The sequence below is a fragment of the Verrucosispora sp. WMMD573 genome, assembly GCF_027497175.1.
GTDB lineage: Bacteria > Actinomycetota > Actinomycetes > Mycobacteriales > Micromonosporaceae > Micromonospora.
In genome coordinates this window covers 1,505,767-1,524,498 of record NZ_CP114901.1, presented here as the reverse complement: position 1 = coordinate 1,524,498, position 18,732 = coordinate 1,505,767, and the positions used below count along the sequence as shown (strand labels likewise).

Sequence of the window (18,732 nt, the reverse complement as noted above, 5' to 3'; positions counted from 1 at the left end):
CCGGTCCACACCGAACCGACATCGAAGTGCGCCGGTCGGCTGGCCGCCCGCTGTGTCCGGGCGATCCGCTCGGTTCACATCCCCAGATCGCGGGCGATGATCATGCGCTGCACCTCGGAGGTGCCCTCGCCGATCTCCAGGATCTTGGAGTCCCGCCAGAACCGGGCCACCGGGTACTCGTTCATGAAGCCGTACCCGCCGTGGATCTGTGTCGCCTCGCGGGCGTTGTCCACCGCGATCGTGCTCGCGTGCAGCTTGGCGATCGCCGCCTGCCGCTTGAACGGCTCGCCGGCCAGCATCCGGGCAGCGGCGTCGTAGTAGGCGAGTCGGGCGGTGTACGCCTTCGCCTCCATGTCGGCGATCTTGAATTGGATCGCCTGGTAGTTGCCGATCGGTTGGCCGAAGGCGTGCCGCTCCTTCGCGTACTTGATCGACTCGTCGACACAGCCCTGGGCGAGGCCGACGGCCAGCGCGGCGATGGCGATCCGGCCCTCGTCGAGGATGCGCAGGAACTGGGCGAAGCCGCGACCACGCTCGCCGAGCAGGTTCTCCGCCGGCACCCGGCAGTCGTCGAAGTTCAGCTCGTGGGTGTCCGAGGCCGTCCAGCCGACCTTGGAGTAGCCGGGCGCGACGGTGAAGCCGGGCGTCCCGCTGGGCACGATGATCGAGGACAACTCCTTCGTGCCGTCCGGCTGCGTGCCGGTGACGGCGGTGACGGTGACCAGGGCGGTGATGTCGGTGCCGGAGTTCGTGATGAACGCCTTCGAGCCGTTGATGACCCATTCGCCGGTCGCCTCGTCCAGCACCGCCCGGGTCTCGGTGCCCCCCGCGTCCGAGCCGAAGCCCGGCTCGGTGAGCCCGAACCCGGCCAGCGCCTCGCCGCTGAGCAACCGGGGCAGCCACCGTGCCTTCTGCTCGTCGGTGCCGAACCGGTAGATCGGCATCGCGCCCAACGAGACCGCCGCCTCCAGGGTGATCGCCACGCTGGAGTCGACCCGGGCCAGTTCCTCCAGGGCCAGGCAGAGGGCGAAGTAGTCGCCGCCCATGCCGCCGTGCTCCTCGGCGAAGGGCAGGCCGAACAGGCCCATCTTGCCCATCTGACGGATGATCTCGTACGGGAAGGTGTGCTGCTCGTAGTGCTCGGCGATGACCGGCGCGACCACCTCGCGGGCGAAGTCCCGCACGCTGTCGCGTAGCGCCTCGTGCTCCTCGGTGAGCCGGAAGTCCATCGGGTTCCTCCTGTGTGGACGGCCCGCCGGGCGCTCGTGACGCCGGAGCGGGATCGTGCTGGTGCCGGACGGCTCAGACCGGGGTGACGCCGTGCCGTCGCCGGGAGAAGTGCCGTTGCTTACTCCGGGCGGCGGCGAACCGGCGCACCAGCTCGGCGCGTAGCTGCTGCGGCTCCACGATCGCGTCGATCACCAGCTCGCTGGCGAGCCGGACGATGTCGATGTCCCGCTCGTATTCCTCGCGTCGGGCGGCGACGAACGCCGCCCGCTCGGCCTCGTCCTCGATGGCCGCGATCTTGTTGGCGTACACGGCGTTCACCGCGGCCTCCGCACCCATCACCGCGATCTTGGCGGTGGGCAGCGCGATGGTGGCATCCGGCTCGAAGCCCGGCCCGGCCATGGCGTAGAGGCCGGCACCGTACGCCTTACGCACCACCACGCAGATCTTCGGTACGGTCGCCTCGGAGATCGCGGTGATCATCTTTGCGCCGTGCCGGATGATGCCCTGCTTCTCCACCGCGCTGCCGACCATGAAGCCGGGCACGTCGCTCAGGAACAGCAGGGGCACGTTGAACGCGTCGCAGAGCTGCACGAACCGGGTCGCCTTGTCCGCCGAGTCGACGAAGAGCACCCCGCCCTTGAACATCGAGTTGTTGCCGACCACGCCGACGACCTCGCCGTTGAGTCGGCCGAAGCCGATGGTCAACTCCTTGGCCCAGAGGGCCTGGATCTCGAAGAAGGAGTCCTCGTCGAGCAGGCCCTTGACGTACCGCCGCATGTCGAACGCCTGCCGCTCGCTCGCCGGCACCAGCGCGGCGAGGTCGGCCTTCGCCGGCGCCTCGACGGCGGGGGCGGCGGGCGGCTGCTGCGTCCAGTTCGCCGGCAGGTACGACAGGTAGCGCTTCACCACGTCGAGCGCCTCAGCCTCGGACTTGCAGAGGAAGTGCCCGACGCCGGACTCGGCACAGTGCACCCGCGCCCCGCCCATCGCTTCGAGGGTGGTCTTCTCGCCGGTGACCATCTCGACCATCCGATCCGACCCCAGGTACATGCTGGCGTTGCCCTCGACCATGGCGACCACGTCGCAGAACGCCGGGATGTACGCCCCGCCGGCCGCGCTGGGCCCGAACAGGGCGCAGACCTGGGGGATGGAGCCGGATGCGCGGACCTGGTTCCAGAAGATCTTCCCGGCGCCACGTCGCCCGGGAAACAGGTCGACCTGGTCGGTGATCCGGGCCCCCGCCGAGTCGACCAGGTAGACCATCGGGACGCCGGTGTCGTAGGCCCGCTCGATGATCCGGATGATCTTCTCGACGGTACGCGCACCCCAGCTACCGGCCTTGACGGTGGAGTCGTTGGCCATCAGGCATACCTGACGACCGTCGACGGTGGCGGTGCCGGTGACCACTCCGTCGGCCGGCAGCCCCTCGGCCACCGCGTTGGCGTAGAGCCCGTCCTCGACGAAGGAGCCCTCGTCGACCAACAGTGCGACCCGCTCCCGGGCGAACAGTTTGCCCTTGGCGGCATTCGCCGCGTGGTACTTCTCCGCGCCGCCGGCCCGGACCCGCTTGCGCAGCTGCTCCAGCGCCTCACCGTCAACCGTCACCACGGCCCCCCACCTCAAGCACCTGAACGATCGTTAGGCTACCCCACCTCCACCCACCCCGGAAACCCCAGCGTTGATCATGAGGTTAGCGGCAGTTGTAGAGATCAACTCTGCCGCCAACCTCATGATCAACGGGCGCTGAGCGGGGGTGGGGGTGGGTGGGGGTTGGAGGTTAGGAGGAGGTTAGGCGGGTGCGGGGGCCGGCGCGGAGGACGCCGGAAGGCAGAGTGCGGGCGGTCAGGTGCTCGGCCAGCTCGGCTACCTCGATCAGGGCGTCCAGGTCGATGCCGGTGTCGATACCCATGTCGTGCAGCATGTGCACCGCCTCCTCGGTGGCCAGGTTCCCGCTCGCCCCGGGCGCGTACGGGCAGCCGCCCAGCCCACCGACACTGGCGTCGAACTCGGTGACGCCGACTTCCAGGGCGGTCAGCAGATTGGCCAACGCGGTGCCGCGGGTGTTGTGGAAGTGCAGCAGCACCGGGACGTCGGCGTTGCGGTCGCGTACGGCGGTGAGCAGCTCACGGACCCGTCGGGGCGTACCCATGCCGGTGGTGTCGCCGAACGCGACGCGGTCGGCGCCGTCGCGGACCACCCGGTCCACGATGGCGGCCACCCGCGCCGGATCGATGTCGCCCTCGTAGGGGCAGCCGAAGCTGGTGGCGACGATGACCTCGGCGCGGGCACCGGCATCGTGCAGCAGGTCGATCAGCTCGGCGATGTCGTCAAGCGACTCGTCTGTGGAGCGGTTGACGTTGCGCCGGTTGTGCGTGTCGCTCGCCGAGACGACCACCTCGATCTCGGTGAAGCCGGCCGCCAGGGCGCGCTGCGCGCCGCGAGTGTTCGGCACCAGCGCCGAGTAACGCACCCCGTCGACCTGCTGCGCCCGTCGCCACACCTCGTCGGCGTCGGCCATCTGCGGAATCGCCCTGGGGTGCACGAACGACACCGCCTCGATCCGTCGTACCCCCGTGCGCGAGAGCGCGTCGAGCAGCCGCACCTTGGCGTCGGTCGGAATCGGCGCCTCGTTCTGCAACCCGTCGCGCGGCCCGACCTCACGAATGGACACGTACTCCGGCATCTCCGCCATCCGGCCACCTCGCTGTGACACGTCCTGCCCCTGACACCCCCAGCATGTCACGCCCCACCGCCCCTCACCCCACCCACTTGCCCTCGGCGATCATGAAGTTGTTGCCCACGACACGCCGGGCGGAGTGCAATAACTTCATGATCAACCGAGCGGACCGGTGCCGAGATCAGCGGAGGCGGGAGACGATTGTGGTGTCGTAGTTGCCGGAGAGGAATTCCTGGTTCTCCAGCAGATCGGCGAAGAAGGGGAGGTTGTGCTTGGGGCCGGAGAGGTCGAAGGCGGCCACTGCGGCGCGGGCACGGGCCAGGGCCTCGGTGCGGTCCTGGCCGTACACGATCAGCTTCGCCATCAGGCTGTCGTAGAACGGCGTGACAGTGTTTCCCTCGACGTAGCCGGAGTCGACGCGTACCCCCTCGCCGATCGGCTCCACCCAGGTCTTGATCGTTCCCGGGCCGGGCAGGAACCGTTTCGGGTCCTCGGCGTTGATCCGCAACTCGATGGCGTGCCCGCGCGAGGTCAGCGCGTCCGGGTCGAAGGTCGGCGGCAGGCCGGCGGCCACCCGCAGCTGCTCCTCCACCAGGTCGATGCCGTGCACCAGCTCGGTCACCGGGTGCTCCACCTGGAGCCGGGTGTTCATCTCCAGGAAGAAGAACTCCCCTGTCGCCGGATCGAGCAGGCATTCGACAGTGCCGGCGTTGCGGTAGTCAACCGCCTCGCCCGCCCGCACGGCCGCAGCCAGCAGGCGGGACCGTAGCTCCGGCGAGACCGTCGGGGAGGGCGACTCCTCCACCAGCTTCTGGTTGCGTCGCTGCACCGAGCACTCCCGCTCGCCCAACGCCAGCACCCGACCGTCGGCCAGGCCGAGGATCTGCACCTCGACGTGGCGCACCCGGGGAAAGTAGCGCTCCAGCAGCACCGAGCCGTCGCCGAACATCCGCTCCGCGAAGGCCCGCACCTTGTCGTACTCGGTGCGCAGCGCAGCCTCGTCGGCCGCCACACCCATGCCCATGCCGCCGCCACCGGCGGCGGCCTTCACCATCACCGGGTAGCCGATCTCCGCCGCCGCCGCGACCGCCGCCGTCAGGTCGGCCGCCGGCTCGGTGGTCCCGGCCGCCACGGGCACGCCGGCCGCCGCCATCAGGTTCCGCGCATTGATCTTGTCGCCCATCGCGCTTATCGCGTCCGCGCCGGGTCCGACCCAGATCAGCCCGCTGGCCTCGACGGTACGGGCGAAGTCGGCGTTCTCCGACAGGAAGCCGTAACCGGGGTGGATCGCCTGCGCGCCGGTCGACCGGGCGGCGGCGAGGATCGCCTCGGTGTTGCGGTAGCTCTGTGCCGGATTGGCCGGCCCGACGCAGACGGCCTCGTCGGCCTCGGCGACGAACGGCAGATCGGCGTCGGCCTCCGAGTGCACCGCGATCGCCCGTACCCCGAGCCGCCGGGCGGTACGGATGATCCGGCGGGCGATCTCGCCCCGGTTGGCGACCAGCAGCGACTCGATCATGATTCCTCCGAGCGTTCCATCTTGTGGGACGCGGGCTAGCGAACCACGCCGCCCCGGTTGCGAGGAAGGCCCCCCGCTCAACGCCTGCGGCAGAGAAGGGCCCAAGCGCGGTGCCCGAGCGACTGCGAGCGCGGGCGTACCGGGGTCGGCTCCTCGGCCGGTGGCGGCGAGCGGGTATGTGATGAAATGCACCGGCCTGGGCGGGTCAGCCAGGACGCCGGACGGCGACTGTCAGGCGGGGTCGGTGGGGGCGAGCAGCGCGGCCAGCGTGGCGGCGCGCAGCAATTCGGCCCGACGCCGGCGGTCGACCTCGCCGCCGAGGAACGGGGTGGAGTTCATCAGGCCGAACGCGGCGTGTGCCAACACCCGCGCCTCGCCGTCCGGCAGCCCCGGATGCAGGGCGGTCAGCACGGTGACCCACTCCTCGACGTAGAGCCGCTGAAGTCGGCGGATGCGCCGCCGGGGCTCCTCCGGCAGCCGGTCCAGCTCGTGCAGGTGCAGCGCGATGACGGCCGGGTTGGCGAGCGCGAAGTCCACGTGGAAGTCGATGAGCGACTCCAGCGAAGCGCGCGGGTCGCCGGAATGGGCGGCGGAGCGCTGCCGCCCGCCGTCGAGCAGTCCCTCACTCACCGGCGTCAGCGCGGCGACCAGCATCGCCTCCTTGCCGGCGAAGTGGTGGTAGAGCGCCGGGCCGGTCACACCGGCAGCCGCGCCGATGTCGTCCATCGACACACCGTGGTAACCCCGCGAGGCGAACAGACCCACCGCGATCTCAAGAATCTCGTCCTTGCGGGATCGGCGTCGTCCCGCCCCCGTGGCCCCGCCACTTGCGCCCCGGGCCTGCTGCTCCACCGTCACCGGGCCAGCGTAGACCCGACTGTCGACAGCGTGGGGCCGTGGTTACCCGCCAGTCCGATTACCGGGAACGTCGACTCACGTCGGGCGTTGGCTGAGGCCGGAGAGCCGGAGCGCGATCCGGTGCCGCACCGGCGGCAGCATCGAAATCAGGCGTAGCAGCAGGTCCCGGGCCGGCCGAGCGGCGGGTGGCACGGTAGCGAGGCGGGTCAGTCGGTCGGCGAATCCGGCCACCTCGTGTGCCAGCGGGCGACGTCTGGCCGCGTACTCGTCCAGCCGGGTCTCGGCCGCTCCGGCGAGCACGTCGGCCAGGGTCTCACCGAGGTCGACCGCGTCGCTGATGCCGAGGTTCATGCCCTGCCCGCCGGCCGGACTGTGCACATGCCCGGCGTCCCCGGCCAGCAGCACCGGCCCGGAGCGGAACGTCCCGGCGACCCGTCGGTGCAGCCGGAAACGCGATGACCAGAGCACCTCGCGCACCCGGTCCGGCCGCTGCCGGAGGCCGCGCTCGTCGAGCAGGCGTTGCAGATAGGCCGCGTCCGGCTCGGCGGGCGGATCGGTGACGGTGGCGACCAGGCGTACCCGCCCGTCGGGCAGCGGCGCCCAGACCAGCGGCCCGCCCCGGGCGAGGAAGATCGACGCGCCGTCGCGGGGCAGACCGCTGTCGACGCGTACGTCGGCGAGCACGAACGACTCCTCGGAGCCGGCCGGCCCGGTGAAGGCGATGCCGGCCAACTCGCGGACGCTGCTGTTGATCCCGTCGGCGCCGACCACCCACCGGGCGCGCACGATCGTGCCGTCGAGGTCGGCCACCGCGCCCTCGCCGTCGCGCCGCAGGCCGGTGAGCCGGTACGGGCGCAGCACCCGCACGCCGGCCTCGGCCAGCCGGTCGGTGAGCACCTCTTCGGTCACCGACTGGGACACCATCAGCGCGTACCGGTGCCGGCTGGGCAACCCGCCGAACGGCACGGTGACCAGCACCCGGTCGCGGTCGCGGACGCTGAACCGGGCCGACCGCAGCCCTCGGGTCACCAGCGCCTCGCCGGCTCCGATCCGGTCGAGCACCTCCAGGGTGTACGCGTGCACGACCGCCGCCCGCGAGGTCACCGCCGGCTTCTCCCGCTGGTCGACGACGGTCACCTCAACCCCTCGACGGGCCAGGGTGAGTGCGGCGGTGAGCCCGGTCGGACCCGCGCCGACGACCAGTACCTCAGTTCGTTCGGGCAGCATGACGACCTCCTCCGAGGTTATGCCAACAAGTGTTGGCCAACGCTTGTTGGCAACGGTAGGTCGCCCCGGGTTGGAAAGTCAACAACCGTTGGCATACCGTCGGTCACATGACGGAGGGCGTACCCGAACGGGTTCAGCAACCGGTCGCGGAGCCGGCGGCAGACGGCGGACGCCAGAGCGCGAAACTGGCGGCGTCGAGCGGCGGACGCCGCAGCTCGGAGGCGACCCGCGCGGCGATCCTGCGGGCTGCCCGGAACCGCTTCGCCGCCGACGGGTACGACCGGGCGACGATCCGGGCCATCGCTGCGGACGCGCGGATCGACCCGTCGATGGTGATGCGGTACTACGGCAGCAAGGAGAACCTGTTCGCCACGGCGGCCGAGTTCGATCTGCGGCTGCCCGACCTGAGCAACGTGCCGGTTGATCGCCTTGGCACGGCGCTGGTCAGCTACTTCTTCACTCGGTGGGAGGGCGATTCCACCCTGCCGGCGCTGCTGCGCACGGCGAGCACCAATCCGAGCGGAGCGCAGCGGGTACGCGACATCTTCGCCACCCAGCTCGGCGTGGCGGTCGGTCGGGTGGTCGCCAACCCCGCCGAGGCCCCACGGCGCGCCGGACTGGTCGCCAGCCAACTGCTCGGCGTCGCCCTGACCCGCTACGTCCTGCGCCTACCCCCGATGGTCGACATCTCCCCCGGCGAACTGATCGCCTGGCTGGCCCCCACCATCCAGCGCTACCTCACGGCCCCGGCCCCGCACTGACCCCCGCCTTCCCGATCCCCCTGCGCTACCGATCCCGCTGCGTTGATCATGAGGTTAGCGGCGTAGTTGATCACTGTTTTCGCCGCTAACCTCATGATCAACCTGGCGTTACCTCGGGTCGGGGCCCTTGACGACGGGGGCCCGGACGAGGTTGCCCCACTCGGTCCAGGAGCCGTCGTAGTTGCGCACCTTCGGGTAGCCGAGCAGGTGCCGCAGCACGAACCAGGTATGGCTGGAGCGTTCGCCGATCCGGCAGTACGCGATCACGTCGTCGGTCGGCGTCAGGCCGAGCTGGTCGGCGTAGATGCCCCGCAGCTCGTCGGCCGACTTGAAGGTGCCGTCGTCGTTGGCGGCGGACTTCCACGGCTTGCTCACCGCGCCGGGGATGTGACCGCCGCGCAGCGCACCCTCCTGCGGGTAGTCCGGCATGTGCAGCATCTCGCCGGTGTACTCGCCCGGCGACCGCACGTCGACAAGCGGCCGGCCGGCGTCGACGTGCGCCGACACCTCCTCGCGGAACGCCCGTACCGGCGCGTCGTCGCGCTGCGGCACCGGATAGTCCGCCCGGGGCCGATTCGGCTTGTCGCGGGTCAGCTCACGCCCCTCGGCGATCCACTTCTGCCGGCCGCCGTCGAGCAGCCGTACGTCCTGGTGACCGAAGAGGGTGAAGACCCAGAGGGCGTACGCGGCCCACCAGTTGAAGTTGTCGCCGTAGAAGACGACCGTGTCGTCACGGCCGATGCCCTTGGCGGCACAGAGTTCGGCGAACCGTTCGGCGTCCAGGTAGTCCCGGGTCACCTGGTCGTTCAGCTCCAGATGCCAGTCGACCTTGACGGCACCCGGGATGTGACCTCTGTCATAGAGCAGCACGTCCTCGTCGGACTCGACGACCACGAGACCGTCGTCGCCCAGATGCTCGGCCAGCCAGTCGGTGGTGACCAGTCGCTGCGGGTCCGCGTACGACTGAAGTCGGGGATCGGGATCGTTCGGCACAGACATGGTCCCCAAAGTACGCCGGGCTTCGCTCGGCCATCAGGATTCGGGTGCAGCGGATGTGGTCCGCCAGGCGTGACACTCCTGACTGCCGCCGAACACGAGGACCGCCATGACCGCAGCGCCACCAGGGGCCGATCCACCGCCGGTGGACTTCAGCGAGTTCTACCAGGCGCACGTCCAGCGGGTGGCGGTGCAGCTCTACGCGTACCTCGGTGATCACGCCGAGGCGCAGGACCTCACCCAGGAGGCGTTCTGCCGGACACTTGAGCTGGGACCGGATCAGCGCGTACGACGACCCGTCGGCGTTCGTCCGCCGGGTGGCCTGGAACCTGGCCACCAGCCGGCTCCGTCGGCTCCGTACCGCCGTCAGGCACCTGGCCCGGCAGCGGGAGGTGCACGTGCCCGGTCGATCGGCACGTTGGTGCCCGCGGCGGAACCGCTGCTCACGTTCAGCCACGATTCGTCGACGCCCGACACGGCTGGTCCTACAGCGACACCTGCTTCGGCCGGGATCTGACCGGAGACTGCGAGCGGGCCGTCATCCGGACCACGGACGGCGGTGCGACGTTCACCGAACACCCCAGTGAAGGGCCCCCCACGGCAGCCCTGCTCTTCGTTGCAACCAGCGGTGGGTTCCTGATCCACTGCCCTGGCGGCAACGGTCTGCAACCACCTGCCTGCCCCCGCCGGCAGCTCGCCCGAGTCACCGGGGGCGGCGGCGTCAGCCAACCACCGGTGGTCCTTGCCAAGAATTATCAGCTCACCGAGGGCGGTGACGGCCGCCTGTGGGTGGGCGTCAAGGAGGAGAACGCGCTGACCGTCGCGGTCAGCGAGGACGGGGCAAAGACCTGGCGGAAACTACCCCCGGTGACCGGAGCCGCCAGCCTGCTGGTCTCCCCGGACGGCGCGGACGTGTGGTTGGTCGACTCCCAGTCCGAAGACGTGGTACCGAACCCGACTCGGACGTGGCGGCTGGTCAGCGACGCCTGGCGGGAGGGTGCCCGACTGCCCGGCGACACGTACTCGGTCGAGGCCGGCGACGGCGGGCTGCTCTGGCTGACCAGTACGAACGGTGGGGGTGGATACGTCGTCGGCGGCCACTACACACCCGTATCCGAACTCGACGGCCTCTGGTCAGATCCCAAGGACGTCCCGTACTTTCGAACGCTGCCTGACGGCATTCTCGAGTTGTCCAGCCCGCCGGCCATCTACCTTGGCGTCGGCTCCGGCACCGACCGCACCTGGATCCGCTTCCGCACCAGGTAGCCCTGTTGACCATGAAGTTATTGCCCGATTCGGAGATCAACTAGGGCAATAACTTCATGATCGACCGGAGAGGGAGGGGGGAGGGTGGGAGGGGGGAGGGGAGGGAGGGAGGGGAGGGGTTAGTCGGTTAGGGGGGTGAGGGTGGGGCGTTTGGCGGTGCGGGTGTCGCCGGAGGAGCGGCCGGTGAGGCGGCGCTTGAGCCAGGGGGCCAGGTGTTGACCGGCCCAGCGGAGGTCGGCGGTGCGGGCGGACAGCCAGGGGGTGGGCTCCGGGTTCGGCGGGACCAGCAGCCACTCCTCGTCGCACCCGACACCGAGCGCGGTCAGCACCTGACCGGCCACGCGGCGGTGCCCGGCCGGAGACAGGTGCAGCCGGTCGGTGCTCCAGAGCATCGGGTTCAGGTACGTGTCGTCGGCGTACAGGTCGACCAGGATGGCGCCGTGCCGCTCGGCGGTCTCCCCGACCGCGCGGTTGAGCAGGGCGACCCGGGGCGCGATCAGCCGTTGGCCGGGCAGCCGCGCCATCACGTCGGCGAACCGGAACAGCAGCACATCTGCGCCCCGGCTGCGCAGCCGGCTGACCACCTCTTCGAAGCGGGAGACCAGGGTGTCCGGGTCGAAGCTGCGGCGCAGCACGTCGTTGCCGCCCGCCGCGAAGCTGATCAGGTCGGGCTTCATCGCCAGGGCCGCCGGCACCTGCTCGGCCACCACACTCGGAAAGGTCCGCCCCCGGATGGCCAGATTGGCGTACGCGAAGTCGGGGCCGGCCTCGGCGGCGAGCCGGGTGGCCACCAGATCCGCCCAACCCCGGAAACTGCCGTCCGGGTAGGCATCGTCCAGGCCCTCGGTGAAGCTGTCCCCGACCGCTACGTAACTGCGCCAGCGCACCTGCTCACTCCTCCGACATGCGAGTAGGAAGGAACTCCTGCCTACCACCGGAAGTTTTGCATCGGCCACCCTCCTGGTGGTGCCCCGTGCGGACGAACGTGGCGGACGTCATCGACACCCCTCGGAGTTGTGGCGTACCGGTACGCCCGCCGCAGCCACCCGACCTTCACCGTCGGCGTGGGCTTCCCGGGTCAGGCCGTGCGGCAGCGGCCGGTGCAGACCGGGGGCAGGCCGACGGCAGGGCGACGGTACGGGCCCCAGGCGACGAACCGCTGGAACAGCTCGCGCGGGGTGGGACCGCCCTCCGGGTCCAGCCGGAACAGGTCGTGGGTCGCCTCGTAGTAGAGCCCGGACAGGTAGACGGCCAGGTCGAGCCAGCGGTTGTCGTACTCGACCCGCAGCAGCAGCCGGGCCTCGGCGCACGGCCAGGACAGCCCGCAGGCGCGGCACAACCAGAGCGGGCGTAGCGGCAGATGCTGCGGGCCGTCCAGCGGGTGCCGCCGGGGCCGCTCGGCCGCCGGCCCGCGACGCGGCACGGGCATCCCGGCAGCCCGACCACGAGACGGTACGACCGGCGGCGCGACCGCGTCACGACGCTCGACGACCGGCGGCGCGACCGCGTCACGACGCTCGACGACCGGCGGCGCGACCGGGTCAGGGCGCGGCACGGCTTGCTGGTTCGGATCGGGCATGTCCACCTCCTGGCGTTCCCACGGGAGGGGCCGCCCCGGCACGGGGGAGAGCGGGGGCGGCCCCGGCGCAGCCCCACCCCGTCCCCGATGGATGGGAGCAGGACCGCCGAGTGACAGTCTGGTGACCGTACGACTACTGTCGAAAGGCATCGACTGTGGCCGTGGCGCGGCCGACGTCTGGCCGGGAAGACCGTTTGAGCAGCCGATCGATCGTGGAGGCAGTGTGGAATCCGAGCCGACCGCCGAACTGATCCGGGCACAGTTGCGCCGGCTGCGGCTGGCCGCCGAGCTGACCCAGGAGGACTTCGGCAAGCAGGTGCACTTTTCCGGCTCGCAGATCTCGGCGATCGAGCTGGGGCAGCGTCCGTTCGACCGGCTCTTCCTCAAGCGGGCCGACGAGGTGCTGAACAGCGACGGCCTGCTGCTGGGGCTGCTGCGCATCGCCGAGTTGCACGGCCAGCCACACTTCCTGCGGCCGTGGCTGGACGCCGAGCGCGGCGCCACCCAGTTGCGCTGCTACCACCCGACGTTGATCCCGGGGCTGCTCCAGACCGAGCACTACGCCCGCGCGGTGATCCGCGCCGACGACATGCTCACCGACGACGAGGTGGAGCGGCGGGTGGCGATCCGAATGGACCGGCAGGCGATCCTGACCCGGCCCGACAACCCACCGATCCTGATCGCGGTGATCGAGGAGGCCACGCTGCGCCGGGTCGACGAGAGCTTCCGGGGCATCATGACGCAGCAGATCGGGCACCTGCTCGACTGCGTGCAACGCGGTGGCGTGCTGATCCTCGTCATCCCGGCCGAGGTGAGCGTGCATGTGGGCCACGCCGGTCCGTTCTCCCTGGCTTGTGGAGCCGACGGCGACTGGGTCGGCCACCTGGAGAATCATCTTGGTGGCGCGACCATCGACAGGGCCGAGGAACTCGCTACCCTGCACGGCAGATGGGACGGCATTCGCAGCGTCGCCCTCCCCAAGGGACAGTCCGAGCTGCTTATGAAGGAAGTGATGGAGTCGTGGTCCACGATCTGACCGGCGCGACCTGGCGCAAGTCCACCCGCAGCGCGGGCGGAGAGTGCGTCGAGGTGGCCGACAACCTGCCCGACGTGGTCGGCGTACGCGACAGCAAGGACTCGACCGGCCCGGCGCTCACCTTCGAGCCGGCCGCCTGGCGTCGCTTCGTCGCCCACACCAAGCTCCGCTGACCCGCTGACCCGCTGGCGTCGCTTCGTCGCCCACACCGAGCGCGGCTGACGCCCGGTCAGCGGGAGGCGACCGCCAGCACCGCGTCGGCGAACGCCTGCGGCGCCTCCTGCGGCAGGTTGTGCCCCACCCCGCCGCCGACCGTGCGGTGCTCGTACGGGCCGGTGAACTGCTTCGCGTACGCCCCGGGTGGCAGGTGGGGAGCGCCGTTGGCGTCACCTTCCAGGCTGATCGTCGGCACGCTGATCGGCGGTTTGCCGGCCAGCCTCTCCTCCAGATCCGCGTACTGCGGTTCCCCGTCGGCGAGGCCCAGCCGCCAGCGGTAGTTGTGGATGACGATGTCGACGTGGTCCGGGTTGTCCAACGCCGCAGCGCTGCGGTCGAAGGTGGCCTCGTCGAAGTCCCATTTCGGCGAGGCGGTCTGCCAGATCAGTCTGGCGAAGTCACGGGTGTTGCGCGCGTAGCCCTCCCGGCCGCGTTCGGTGGCGAAGTAGTACTGGTACCACCAGGCGTGCTCGGCGGCCGGGGGCAGCGGCACCCGTCCCGACGCCTGACCGTCGATCAGGTAGCCGCTCACCGCGACCAGGCCCCGGCAGCGCTCCGGCCAGAGCGCGGCCACGATGCCGGCGCTGCGGGCACCCCAGTCGAACCCGGCGAGTGTCGCCCGCTCGATCTCCAGCGCGTCGAGGAACGCGACGGTGTCGACCGCAAGGGCGGCCGGCTCGGCGTTGCGCACCGCGTCGGCGGAGCGGAACCTGGTGCTGCCGTGGCCGCGCGCGTAGGGCAGCAGCACCCGGTGGCCGGCGCTGGTGAGCAGCGGCACGACCTCGGCGAAGCTGTGGATGTCGTACGGCCAGCCGTGCAGCAGCAGCACCACTGGACCGTCCGGAGGACCGGCATCAACAAAACCGACATCGAGTACGCCGGCCTCAACCCCCCGCACGTCAGTAAACAAGCCCCCACCCCCACCACAACCTAAACCGCCAACCCCCCACCAAAGCCGCTTCCACAGATCTTGGTATGCGGACCCCCTATAGGGGCGCTGCCGCATCAAGATTCACCGCATTAATGGGTCGGTGGGGTGGGGGGTGGGGTTTTAGGGTGCGGGGGTGATGTTGCGGATGTCGACGTCGTTGATTCGGACCCTGCGCGAGGATCCGGCGGACGCGGAGGTGCCGAGCCACCGGCTGCTGCTGCGGGCCGGGTACATCCGGCGGGCGGCACCGGGCGGCTACACCTGGTTGCCGCTGGGCCGGCTGGTGCTGGAGCGGGTCACCGAGATCGTGCGGGCCGAGATGACCGCGATCGGCAACCAGGAAGTCCACTTTCCGGCGCTGCTGCCCGCCGAGCCCTACCGCACCAGTGGACGGTGGACCGAGTACGGCGACGACATCTTCACCCTGGCCGACCGGCGCGGTGCCGAGCACCTGCTCGCACCGACCCACGAGGAGTTGGCCGCGCTGCTGGTCAAGGAGCTGTTCACCTCGTACCGCGATCTTCCGGTGACGCTGTTCCAGATCCAGACCAAGTATCGCGACGAGGCCCGCCCCCGCGCCGGTCTGCTGCGTGGGCGCGAGTTCCTGATGAAGGACGCGTACTCCTTCGACCTGGACGACGCGGGCCTGCGGGCGGCGTACGGTCGGCACCGCGCGGCGTACCAGCGGATTTTCGACCGGCTCGGCCTCGACTACACGGTGGTGCACGCGATGTCGGGCGCGATGGGCGGCTCCGCGTCCGAGGAATTCCTGGCTGCCACGCCGGTCGGCGAGGACACCTACGTGGGCTGCACCGACTGCCACTACGCGGCCAACACCGAGGCGGTGACCACGCCCGCGCCGGCGGCCGGCGACCCGCAGGCGCAGCCGGCGATCGAGATGCACGACACCCCCGAGACGCCGACAATCGCCAGCCTGGTCGCGCTCGCCAACGACCGCCGGCTGGCCGGGCGGGACGACTGGTCGGCCGCCGACACCCTGAAGAACGTGGTGCTGACCGTACGCCGGCCGGGTGCCGAAGCGCCGGAATTGCTGGTGGTCGGGTTGCCCGGGGACCGCGAGGTCGACCTGAAACGGCTGGCCGCCGCGCTGGCCCCGGCCACCGTTGATGTCTTCGACGCCTGGGACGAGCATCCCGAGCTGGTGCGGGGCTACCTCGGGCCGCAGGTGTTCGACAAGCTCGGCGTCCGCTACCTGGTCGACCCCCGGGTGGTGTCGGGTACCGCCTGGCTGACCGGGGCCAATGAGCCGGGCCGGCACGCCACGAACGTGGTGTGCGGCCGGGACTTCACCTCCGAGGGCACGGTCGAGGCCGCCGAGGTGCGGCCCGGTGACCCCTGTCCGGCCTGTGTCGCCGGCCGGTTGACCATGCGTCGGGGCATCGAGATCGGGCACATCTTCCAACTCGGTCGCCGCTACACCGACGCCTTCGCGGTGGACGTGCTCGGTCCACAGGGCAAGCCGGTCCGGCCCACCATGGGCTGCTACGGCATCGGGGTCTCCCGAGCGGTGGCGGCGATCGCCGAGCAGCACCACGACGATCGAGGGCTGGTGTGGCCGACGTCGGTCGCGCCGTGCGACGTACACCTGGTGGCGGCCGGCAAGGGCCCGCAGCTCGACGCGGCGCTCGACCTCGGCGCCCGGCTCGCCGACGCGGGCCTGCGGGTGCTGGTCGACGACCGGACCGCGGTCTCCGCCGGGGTGAAGTTCACCGACGCGGAGCTGATCGGCATCCCCCGCACCGTTGTGGTCGGACGCCGCCTGGCCGACGGGTACGTCGAGTTGCGCGACCGGGCCACCGGGGAGCGCACCGAACTACCCGTGGCGGACCTGCTGGAGAAACTGTTGAACGGGTAGGCGGAACGTGGTGTAGCCGTCAGGTGACGGGGTACCGCATCCCGATCGGCTCAACGTGCTCTGGAGGGGCTCTCATGACCGGTTACCGGGTCGCAGACGTGATGACCCGGCAGGTGATCTACCTGCCGGCGGAGACCACCCTCGACGAGGCGGCCAGGGTGATGAAGGAGGCCGACATCGGCGACGTCGTCGTCACCGACGGCGCGAATCTCGCCGGCATCCTGACCGACCGCGACATCGTGGTGCGCGCGGTGGCGGAGAACGCCGACGCCAACACCACCACCATCGGTTCGATCGTCACCCGCGAGGTCGTGATGATCGAGCAGTACTGCACCGCGGGTGAGGCCGCGTCGCTGATGCGTGAGCGTGGCATTCGGCGCGTCCTCGTCTGCGACAACGAGCGGAAACTGGTCGGCATCGTCTCCCTCGGCGACCTCGCCATGCAGCTCGACCCCACCTCGGCGCTCAGCGAGATCAGCGAGCAGTCGCCCACGGTGTGAGGAAGGACCGCCGGGCGGCGGCGGTAGCCTGGCGGGATGCCCGAGATGCCGAGCAAGCTGGCCGAGATCGTCGACGAGTTCGCCGATGCGCCACGCGACGTGGTGCTGGAGATGCTGCTGGAGTACTCCGACGCGGTGCCGCCGCTGCCCGCCGGGCACCCCGGCCACGAGGGCATGGAGCAGGTCGTGGAGTGCCAGACTCCGTTCTTCCTGCGCGCCGAGGTGACGCCCGAGGGCACCGTCGACACCCTGTTCGACTGCCCGCCGGAGTCACCCACCACCCGGGCGTTCGCCGGCATCCTCGCGGAAGGGTTGGCCGGTGCCACCCCGGAACAGGTCCTCGCCGTTCCGGACGACCTGTACCAGCGGATGGGCCTGGCGCAGGCGATCAGCCCGCTGCGGGTACGCGGCGGCACCGCCATCCTCGCCCGGCTCAAGCGGCAGGTCCGCGAACAGGCGGCGTGACCTGGGCAGCAGTCGGGAACAGACCTGCCGGCCAGTGAGTTGTCTCCGGGCATGGAGATCGACATCTACGCCGACGTGGTCTGCCCCTGGTGCTGGATCGGCCGCCGCCGATTGGCGCAGGCGCTCGCGTCGTACGACGGCAAGGTGACCGTCCGACACCGGCCCTTCCAGCTGGACCCGTCACCGGTTCCGTCCCCCCGCCCGATCCTCGACGCACTGGCCGAGAAGTTCGGCGGCCAGGAGCAGGCCCGGCAGATGGTCGCCCGGGTCGTCGAGGTGGGCGCGAGCGTCGGTCTGGAGCTGCGCTACGACCGGGCGATCGCGGCGAACACCTTCGACGCGCACCGGCTGACCAACTGGGCCGGCCGGCAGGACCGTGACGGGGAGATGGTCGAGGCTCTGCACCGGGCCCACTTCGTGGACGGCGTCGACCTCGGCTCCCGGGCGGCGCTGGCCGGGGTGGCCGCCACCGTCGGGCTGGACGGCGACGACGCCCGCCGCTTCCTCGACTCCGAGGATGGGGTGGCCGAGCTGCGGGCCGAGTTGGCCGCCGCTCGGCAGCTCGGGGTGACAAGCGTGCCCACCTTCGTGCTCGCCGGCAGGTACGGGGTCACCGGGGCGCAGGAACCAGCCACCCTGCTCGCCGCCCTCGCCGAGGTGGAGCAGCGCGAGGCCGCCGCACACTGACGGCATCGACGTCGTTGATGTTTCACGTGCAACAACATCGATGCCTGTCGACGATCAGGCCGGCCTGGCCAGGTCCTCCACCACTCGGGCGCCGGGCAGTGCGGCCAGCGCCGCGCCCGGCAGCGCGATCTTGCTGTGCCGTACGCCCGACCCGATCACCACGTACGGCGTGTCCACCACCCGCGTGTCGACCAGGATCGGCCACTGCAACGGCAACCCGATAGGCGTGATACCGCCGTACTCCATGCCGGTCAACTCCACCGCGTCGGCCATCGGCGCGAAGCTCGCCTTCCGTACGTCAAGCGCCCGGCGGGCCACCCCGTTGACGTCCGCCCGGGTGGTGGCGAGCACCAGGCAGGCCGCGTACCGGGTCACCCCCTCGCGTTTCCCGGCCACGACCACGCAGTTGGCCGACTCGTCCAACCCGACGTCGTACGCCGCGCAGAACGCCGCGGTGTCGGCGAGGTCGGCGTCGATCGGCGCGACCTGCACCGTGTCGACGTCCACCGGCGAGTCGGCCGGCCACTGGGCCAGCGCGGCGGCGACCGGCGCGGCCAACAGGTCGGTACGGGTGCGAGCGGGCTCGGTCTTCAGCGTTCCCATCACGCGCTCGATCGTCGCATCCGCAGTAGGCGACGCGGACCGGGACCGGCGTCCGGAGCGGTGCCCGAACCGACACCAGGCTGGGGGTGGGACCGGCGGCCCACGATCAGCCCTCGTTGGCCAGGAATCCGTGCCGCTCCAGCATCCCCCGGTCCCGGGAGGCGGCCATCTCCTCCGCCCGCGCGACCTGGACGCGGCGCACCTCGATGTCCTCCATGGCGTGCCGCACCGCGAGTCGGATCACTCCGTAGAGGAAGACGAACCCGCAGACGTACAGGAGGCTGGTGATGACGAATGTGAGCATG

20 protein-coding genes and 1 pseudogene are annotated in these 18,732 nt (G+C 70.7%); 9 read left to right on the top strand and 12 right to left on the bottom strand.

Annotated elements, in window-relative coordinates:
- Positions 1-74: 74 nt before the first annotated feature.
- The 6 genes from O7601_RS07030 to O7601_RS07005 form a co-directional block, all read right to left on the bottom strand.
- The gene (locus tag O7601_RS07030) at positions 75-1,229 is read right to left on the bottom strand and encodes an acyl-CoA dehydrogenase family protein (protein WP_281565399.1); all 1,155 of its coding nucleotides are present in this window, start codon (positions 1,227-1,229) and stop codon (positions 75-77) included.
- A 73-nt stretch (positions 1,230-1,302) separates the two neighbouring features.
- Entirely contained in the window at positions 1,303-2,835 is a 1,533-nt protein-coding gene (locus O7601_RS07025; RefSeq protein ID WP_281566831.1) for an acyl-CoA carboxylase subunit beta, read from the bottom strand.
- Between the two features lie 172 nt (positions 2,836-3,007).
- Positions 3,008-3,913 (bottom strand): hydroxymethylglutaryl-CoA lyase, encoded by a 906-nt coding sequence (locus O7601_RS07020; RefSeq protein ID WP_281566830.1) that lies wholly within the window; start codon positions 3,911-3,913, stop codon positions 3,008-3,010.
- Positions 3,914-4,088: 175 nt separating this feature from the next.
- The gene (locus O7601_RS07015) at positions 4,089-5,426 is read right to left on the bottom strand and encodes a biotin carboxylase N-terminal domain-containing protein (protein ID WP_281565398.1); all 1,338 of its coding nucleotides are present in this window, start codon (positions 5,424-5,426) and stop codon (positions 4,089-4,091) included.
- A 231-nt stretch (positions 5,427-5,657) separates the two neighbouring features.
- A complete protein-coding gene (locus tag O7601_RS07010) occupies positions 5,658-6,284 on the bottom strand; it encodes a TetR/AcrR family transcriptional regulator (RefSeq protein ID WP_281565397.1) in 627 nt (208 codons plus the stop codon).
- Between the two features lie 75 nt (positions 6,285-6,359).
- Positions 6,360-7,511 carry an FAD-dependent oxidoreductase gene (locus tag O7601_RS07005; protein WP_281565396.1) on the bottom strand — a complete coding sequence of 384 codons (1,152 nt, stop codon included), beginning with the start codon at positions 7,509-7,511 and terminating at the stop codon, positions 6,360-6,362.
- A 107-nt stretch (positions 7,512-7,618) separates the two neighbouring features.
- Between O7601_RS07005 and O7601_RS07000 the strand changes: the two genes are divergently transcribed.
- Positions 7,619-8,272, top strand: coding sequence for a TetR family transcriptional regulator (locus tag O7601_RS07000; RefSeq protein WP_281565395.1), 654 nt, complete (start codon positions 7,619-7,621; stop codon positions 8,270-8,272).
- Positions 8,273-8,380: 108 nt separating this feature from the next.
- Here O7601_RS07000 and O7601_RS06995 read toward each other — a convergent pair whose 3' ends face one another.
- Positions 8,381-9,271 carry a sulfurtransferase gene (locus tag O7601_RS06995; protein WP_281565394.1) on the bottom strand — a complete coding sequence of 297 codons (891 nt, stop codon included), beginning with the start codon at positions 9,269-9,271 and terminating at the stop codon, positions 8,381-8,383.
- Positions 9,272-9,377: 106 nt separating this feature from the next.
- Between O7601_RS06995 and O7601_RS06990 the strand changes: the two are divergent.
- Together O7601_RS06990 and O7601_RS06985 are read left to right on the top strand one after the other, a co-directional pair.
- A pseudogene (locus O7601_RS06990) lies at positions 9,378-9,666 on the top strand (sigma factor); the annotation flags it as partial.
- Positions 9,667-10,003: 337 nt separating this feature from the next.
- Positions 10,004-10,534, top strand: a complete 531-nt coding sequence (locus O7601_RS06985) for a hypothetical protein (protein ID WP_281565393.1) — start codon at positions 10,004-10,006, stop codon at positions 10,532-10,534.
- 119 nt (positions 10,535-10,653) lie between these two features.
- Here O7601_RS06985 and O7601_RS06980 read toward each other — a convergent pair whose 3' ends face one another.
- Together O7601_RS06980 and O7601_RS06975 are read right to left on the bottom strand one after the other, a co-directional pair.
- Positions 10,654-11,421, bottom strand: coding sequence for an SGNH/GDSL hydrolase family protein (locus O7601_RS06980; protein WP_281565392.1), 768 nt, complete (start codon positions 11,419-11,421; stop codon positions 10,654-10,656).
- A 191-nt stretch (positions 11,422-11,612) separates the two neighbouring features.
- Complete coding sequence (locus tag O7601_RS06975; protein ID WP_281566829.1) at positions 11,613-11,963, bottom strand: hypothetical protein; 351 nt, start codon at positions 11,961-11,963, stop codon at positions 11,613-11,615.
- A 373-nt stretch (positions 11,964-12,336) separates the two neighbouring features.
- Between O7601_RS06975 and O7601_RS06970 the strand changes: the two genes are divergently transcribed.
- Entirely contained in the window at positions 12,337-13,149 is an 813-nt protein-coding gene (locus O7601_RS06970; protein WP_281565391.1) for a helix-turn-helix transcriptional regulator, read from the top strand.
- Positions 13,134-13,322 carry a DUF397 domain-containing protein gene (locus O7601_RS06965; RefSeq protein WP_281565390.1) on the top strand — a complete coding sequence of 63 codons (189 nt, stop codon included), beginning with the start codon at positions 13,134-13,136 and terminating at the stop codon, positions 13,320-13,322. Before O7601_RS06970 ends, O7601_RS06965 begins: the two co-directional genes overlap by 16 nt.
- Positions 13,323-13,378: 56 nt before the next feature.
- Here the strand turns inward: O7601_RS06965 and O7601_RS06960 are convergent, their stop codons facing one another.
- Positions 13,379-14,194 (bottom strand): alpha/beta hydrolase, encoded by an 816-nt coding sequence (locus tag O7601_RS06960; RefSeq protein ID WP_281565389.1) that lies wholly within the window; start codon positions 14,192-14,194, stop codon positions 13,379-13,381.
- Between the two features lie 235 nt (positions 14,195-14,429).
- On the opposite strand from O7601_RS06960, the gene O7601_RS06955 reads away from it, so the two are divergent.
- The 4 genes from O7601_RS06955 to O7601_RS06940 all read left to right on the top strand — a co-directional run bounded on the left by O7601_RS06955 (position 14,430) and on the right by O7601_RS06940 (position 17,824).
- Complete coding sequence (locus O7601_RS06955) at positions 14,430-16,172, top strand: proline--tRNA ligase (RefSeq protein ID WP_281565388.1); 1,743 nt, start codon at positions 14,430-14,432, stop codon at positions 16,170-16,172.
- A 74-nt stretch (positions 16,173-16,246) separates the two neighbouring features.
- On the top strand, positions 16,247-16,672 hold the full coding sequence (locus O7601_RS06950) for a CBS domain-containing protein (protein WP_281565387.1): 426 nt from the start codon (positions 16,247-16,249) through the stop codon (positions 16,670-16,672).
- Positions 16,673-16,708: 36 nt separating this feature from the next.
- Positions 16,709-17,137: a SufE family protein gene (locus O7601_RS06945; protein ID WP_281565386.1), complete on the top strand. Its 429-nt coding sequence runs from the start codon at positions 16,709-16,711 to the stop codon at positions 17,135-17,137.
- Positions 17,138-17,188: 51 nt separating this feature from the next.
- Positions 17,189-17,824, top strand: coding sequence for a DsbA family oxidoreductase (locus O7601_RS06940; protein WP_281565385.1), 636 nt, complete (start codon positions 17,189-17,191; stop codon positions 17,822-17,824).
- A gap of 54 nt (positions 17,825-17,878) precedes the next feature.
- Here O7601_RS06940 and O7601_RS06935 read toward each other — a convergent pair whose 3' ends face one another.
- Together O7601_RS06935 and O7601_RS06930 are read right to left on the bottom strand one after the other, a co-directional pair.
- Positions 17,879-18,427: a YbaK/EbsC family protein gene (locus tag O7601_RS06935; RefSeq protein ID WP_281566828.1), complete on the bottom strand. Its 549-nt coding sequence runs from the start codon at positions 18,425-18,427 to the stop codon at positions 17,879-17,881.
- A gap of 106 nt (positions 18,428-18,533) precedes the next feature.
- Complete coding sequence (locus tag O7601_RS06930; RefSeq protein WP_281565384.1) at positions 18,534-18,731, bottom strand: hypothetical protein; 198 nt, start codon at positions 18,729-18,731, stop codon at positions 18,534-18,536.
- Position 18,732 lies beyond the last annotated feature (1 nt).

Bases quoted from the DNA above. Each gene is read 5' to 3' on its own strand.
- O7601_RS07030 (WP_281565399.1), bottom strand. From the start codon at position 1,229: ATGGACTTCCGGCTCACCGAGGAGCACGAGGCGCTACGCGACAGCGTG.
- O7601_RS07020 (WP_281566830.1), bottom strand. From the start codon at position 3,913: ATGCCGGAGTACGTGTCCATTCGTGAGGTCGGGCCGCGCGACGGGTTG.
- O7601_RS07015 (WP_281565398.1), bottom strand. From the start codon at position 5,426: ATGATCGAGTCGCTGCTGGTCGCCAACCGGGGCGAGATCGCCCGCCGG.
- O7601_RS07005 (WP_281565396.1), bottom strand. From the start codon at position 7,511: ATGCTGCCCGAACGAACTGAGGTACTGGTCGTCGGCGCGGGTCCGACC.
- O7601_RS07000 (WP_281565395.1), top strand. From the start codon at position 7,619: ATGACGGAGGGCGTACCCGAACGGGTTCAGCAACCGGTCGCGGAGCCG.
- O7601_RS06995 (WP_281565394.1), bottom strand. From the start codon at position 9,271: ATGTCTGTGCCGAACGATCCCGATCCCCGACTTCAGTCGTACGCGGAC.
- O7601_RS06975 (WP_281566829.1), bottom strand. From the start codon at position 11,963: ATGCCCGTGCCGCGTCGCGGGCCGGCGGCCGAGCGGCCCCGGCGGCAC.
- O7601_RS06950 (WP_281565387.1), top strand. From the start codon at position 16,247: ATGACCGGTTACCGGGTCGCAGACGTGATGACCCGGCAGGTGATCTAC.
- O7601_RS06945 (WP_281565386.1), top strand. From the start codon at position 16,709: ATGCCCGAGATGCCGAGCAAGCTGGCCGAGATCGTCGACGAGTTCGCC.
- O7601_RS06940 (WP_281565385.1), top strand. From the start codon at position 17,189: ATGGAGATCGACATCTACGCCGACGTGGTCTGCCCCTGGTGCTGGATC.
- O7601_RS06935 (WP_281566828.1), bottom strand. From the start codon at position 18,427: ATGGGAACGCTGAAGACCGAGCCCGCTCGCACCCGTACCGACCTGTTG.
- O7601_RS06930 (WP_281565384.1), bottom strand. From the start codon at position 18,731: ATGCTCACATTCGTCATCACCAGCCTCCTGTACGTCTGCGGGTTCGTC.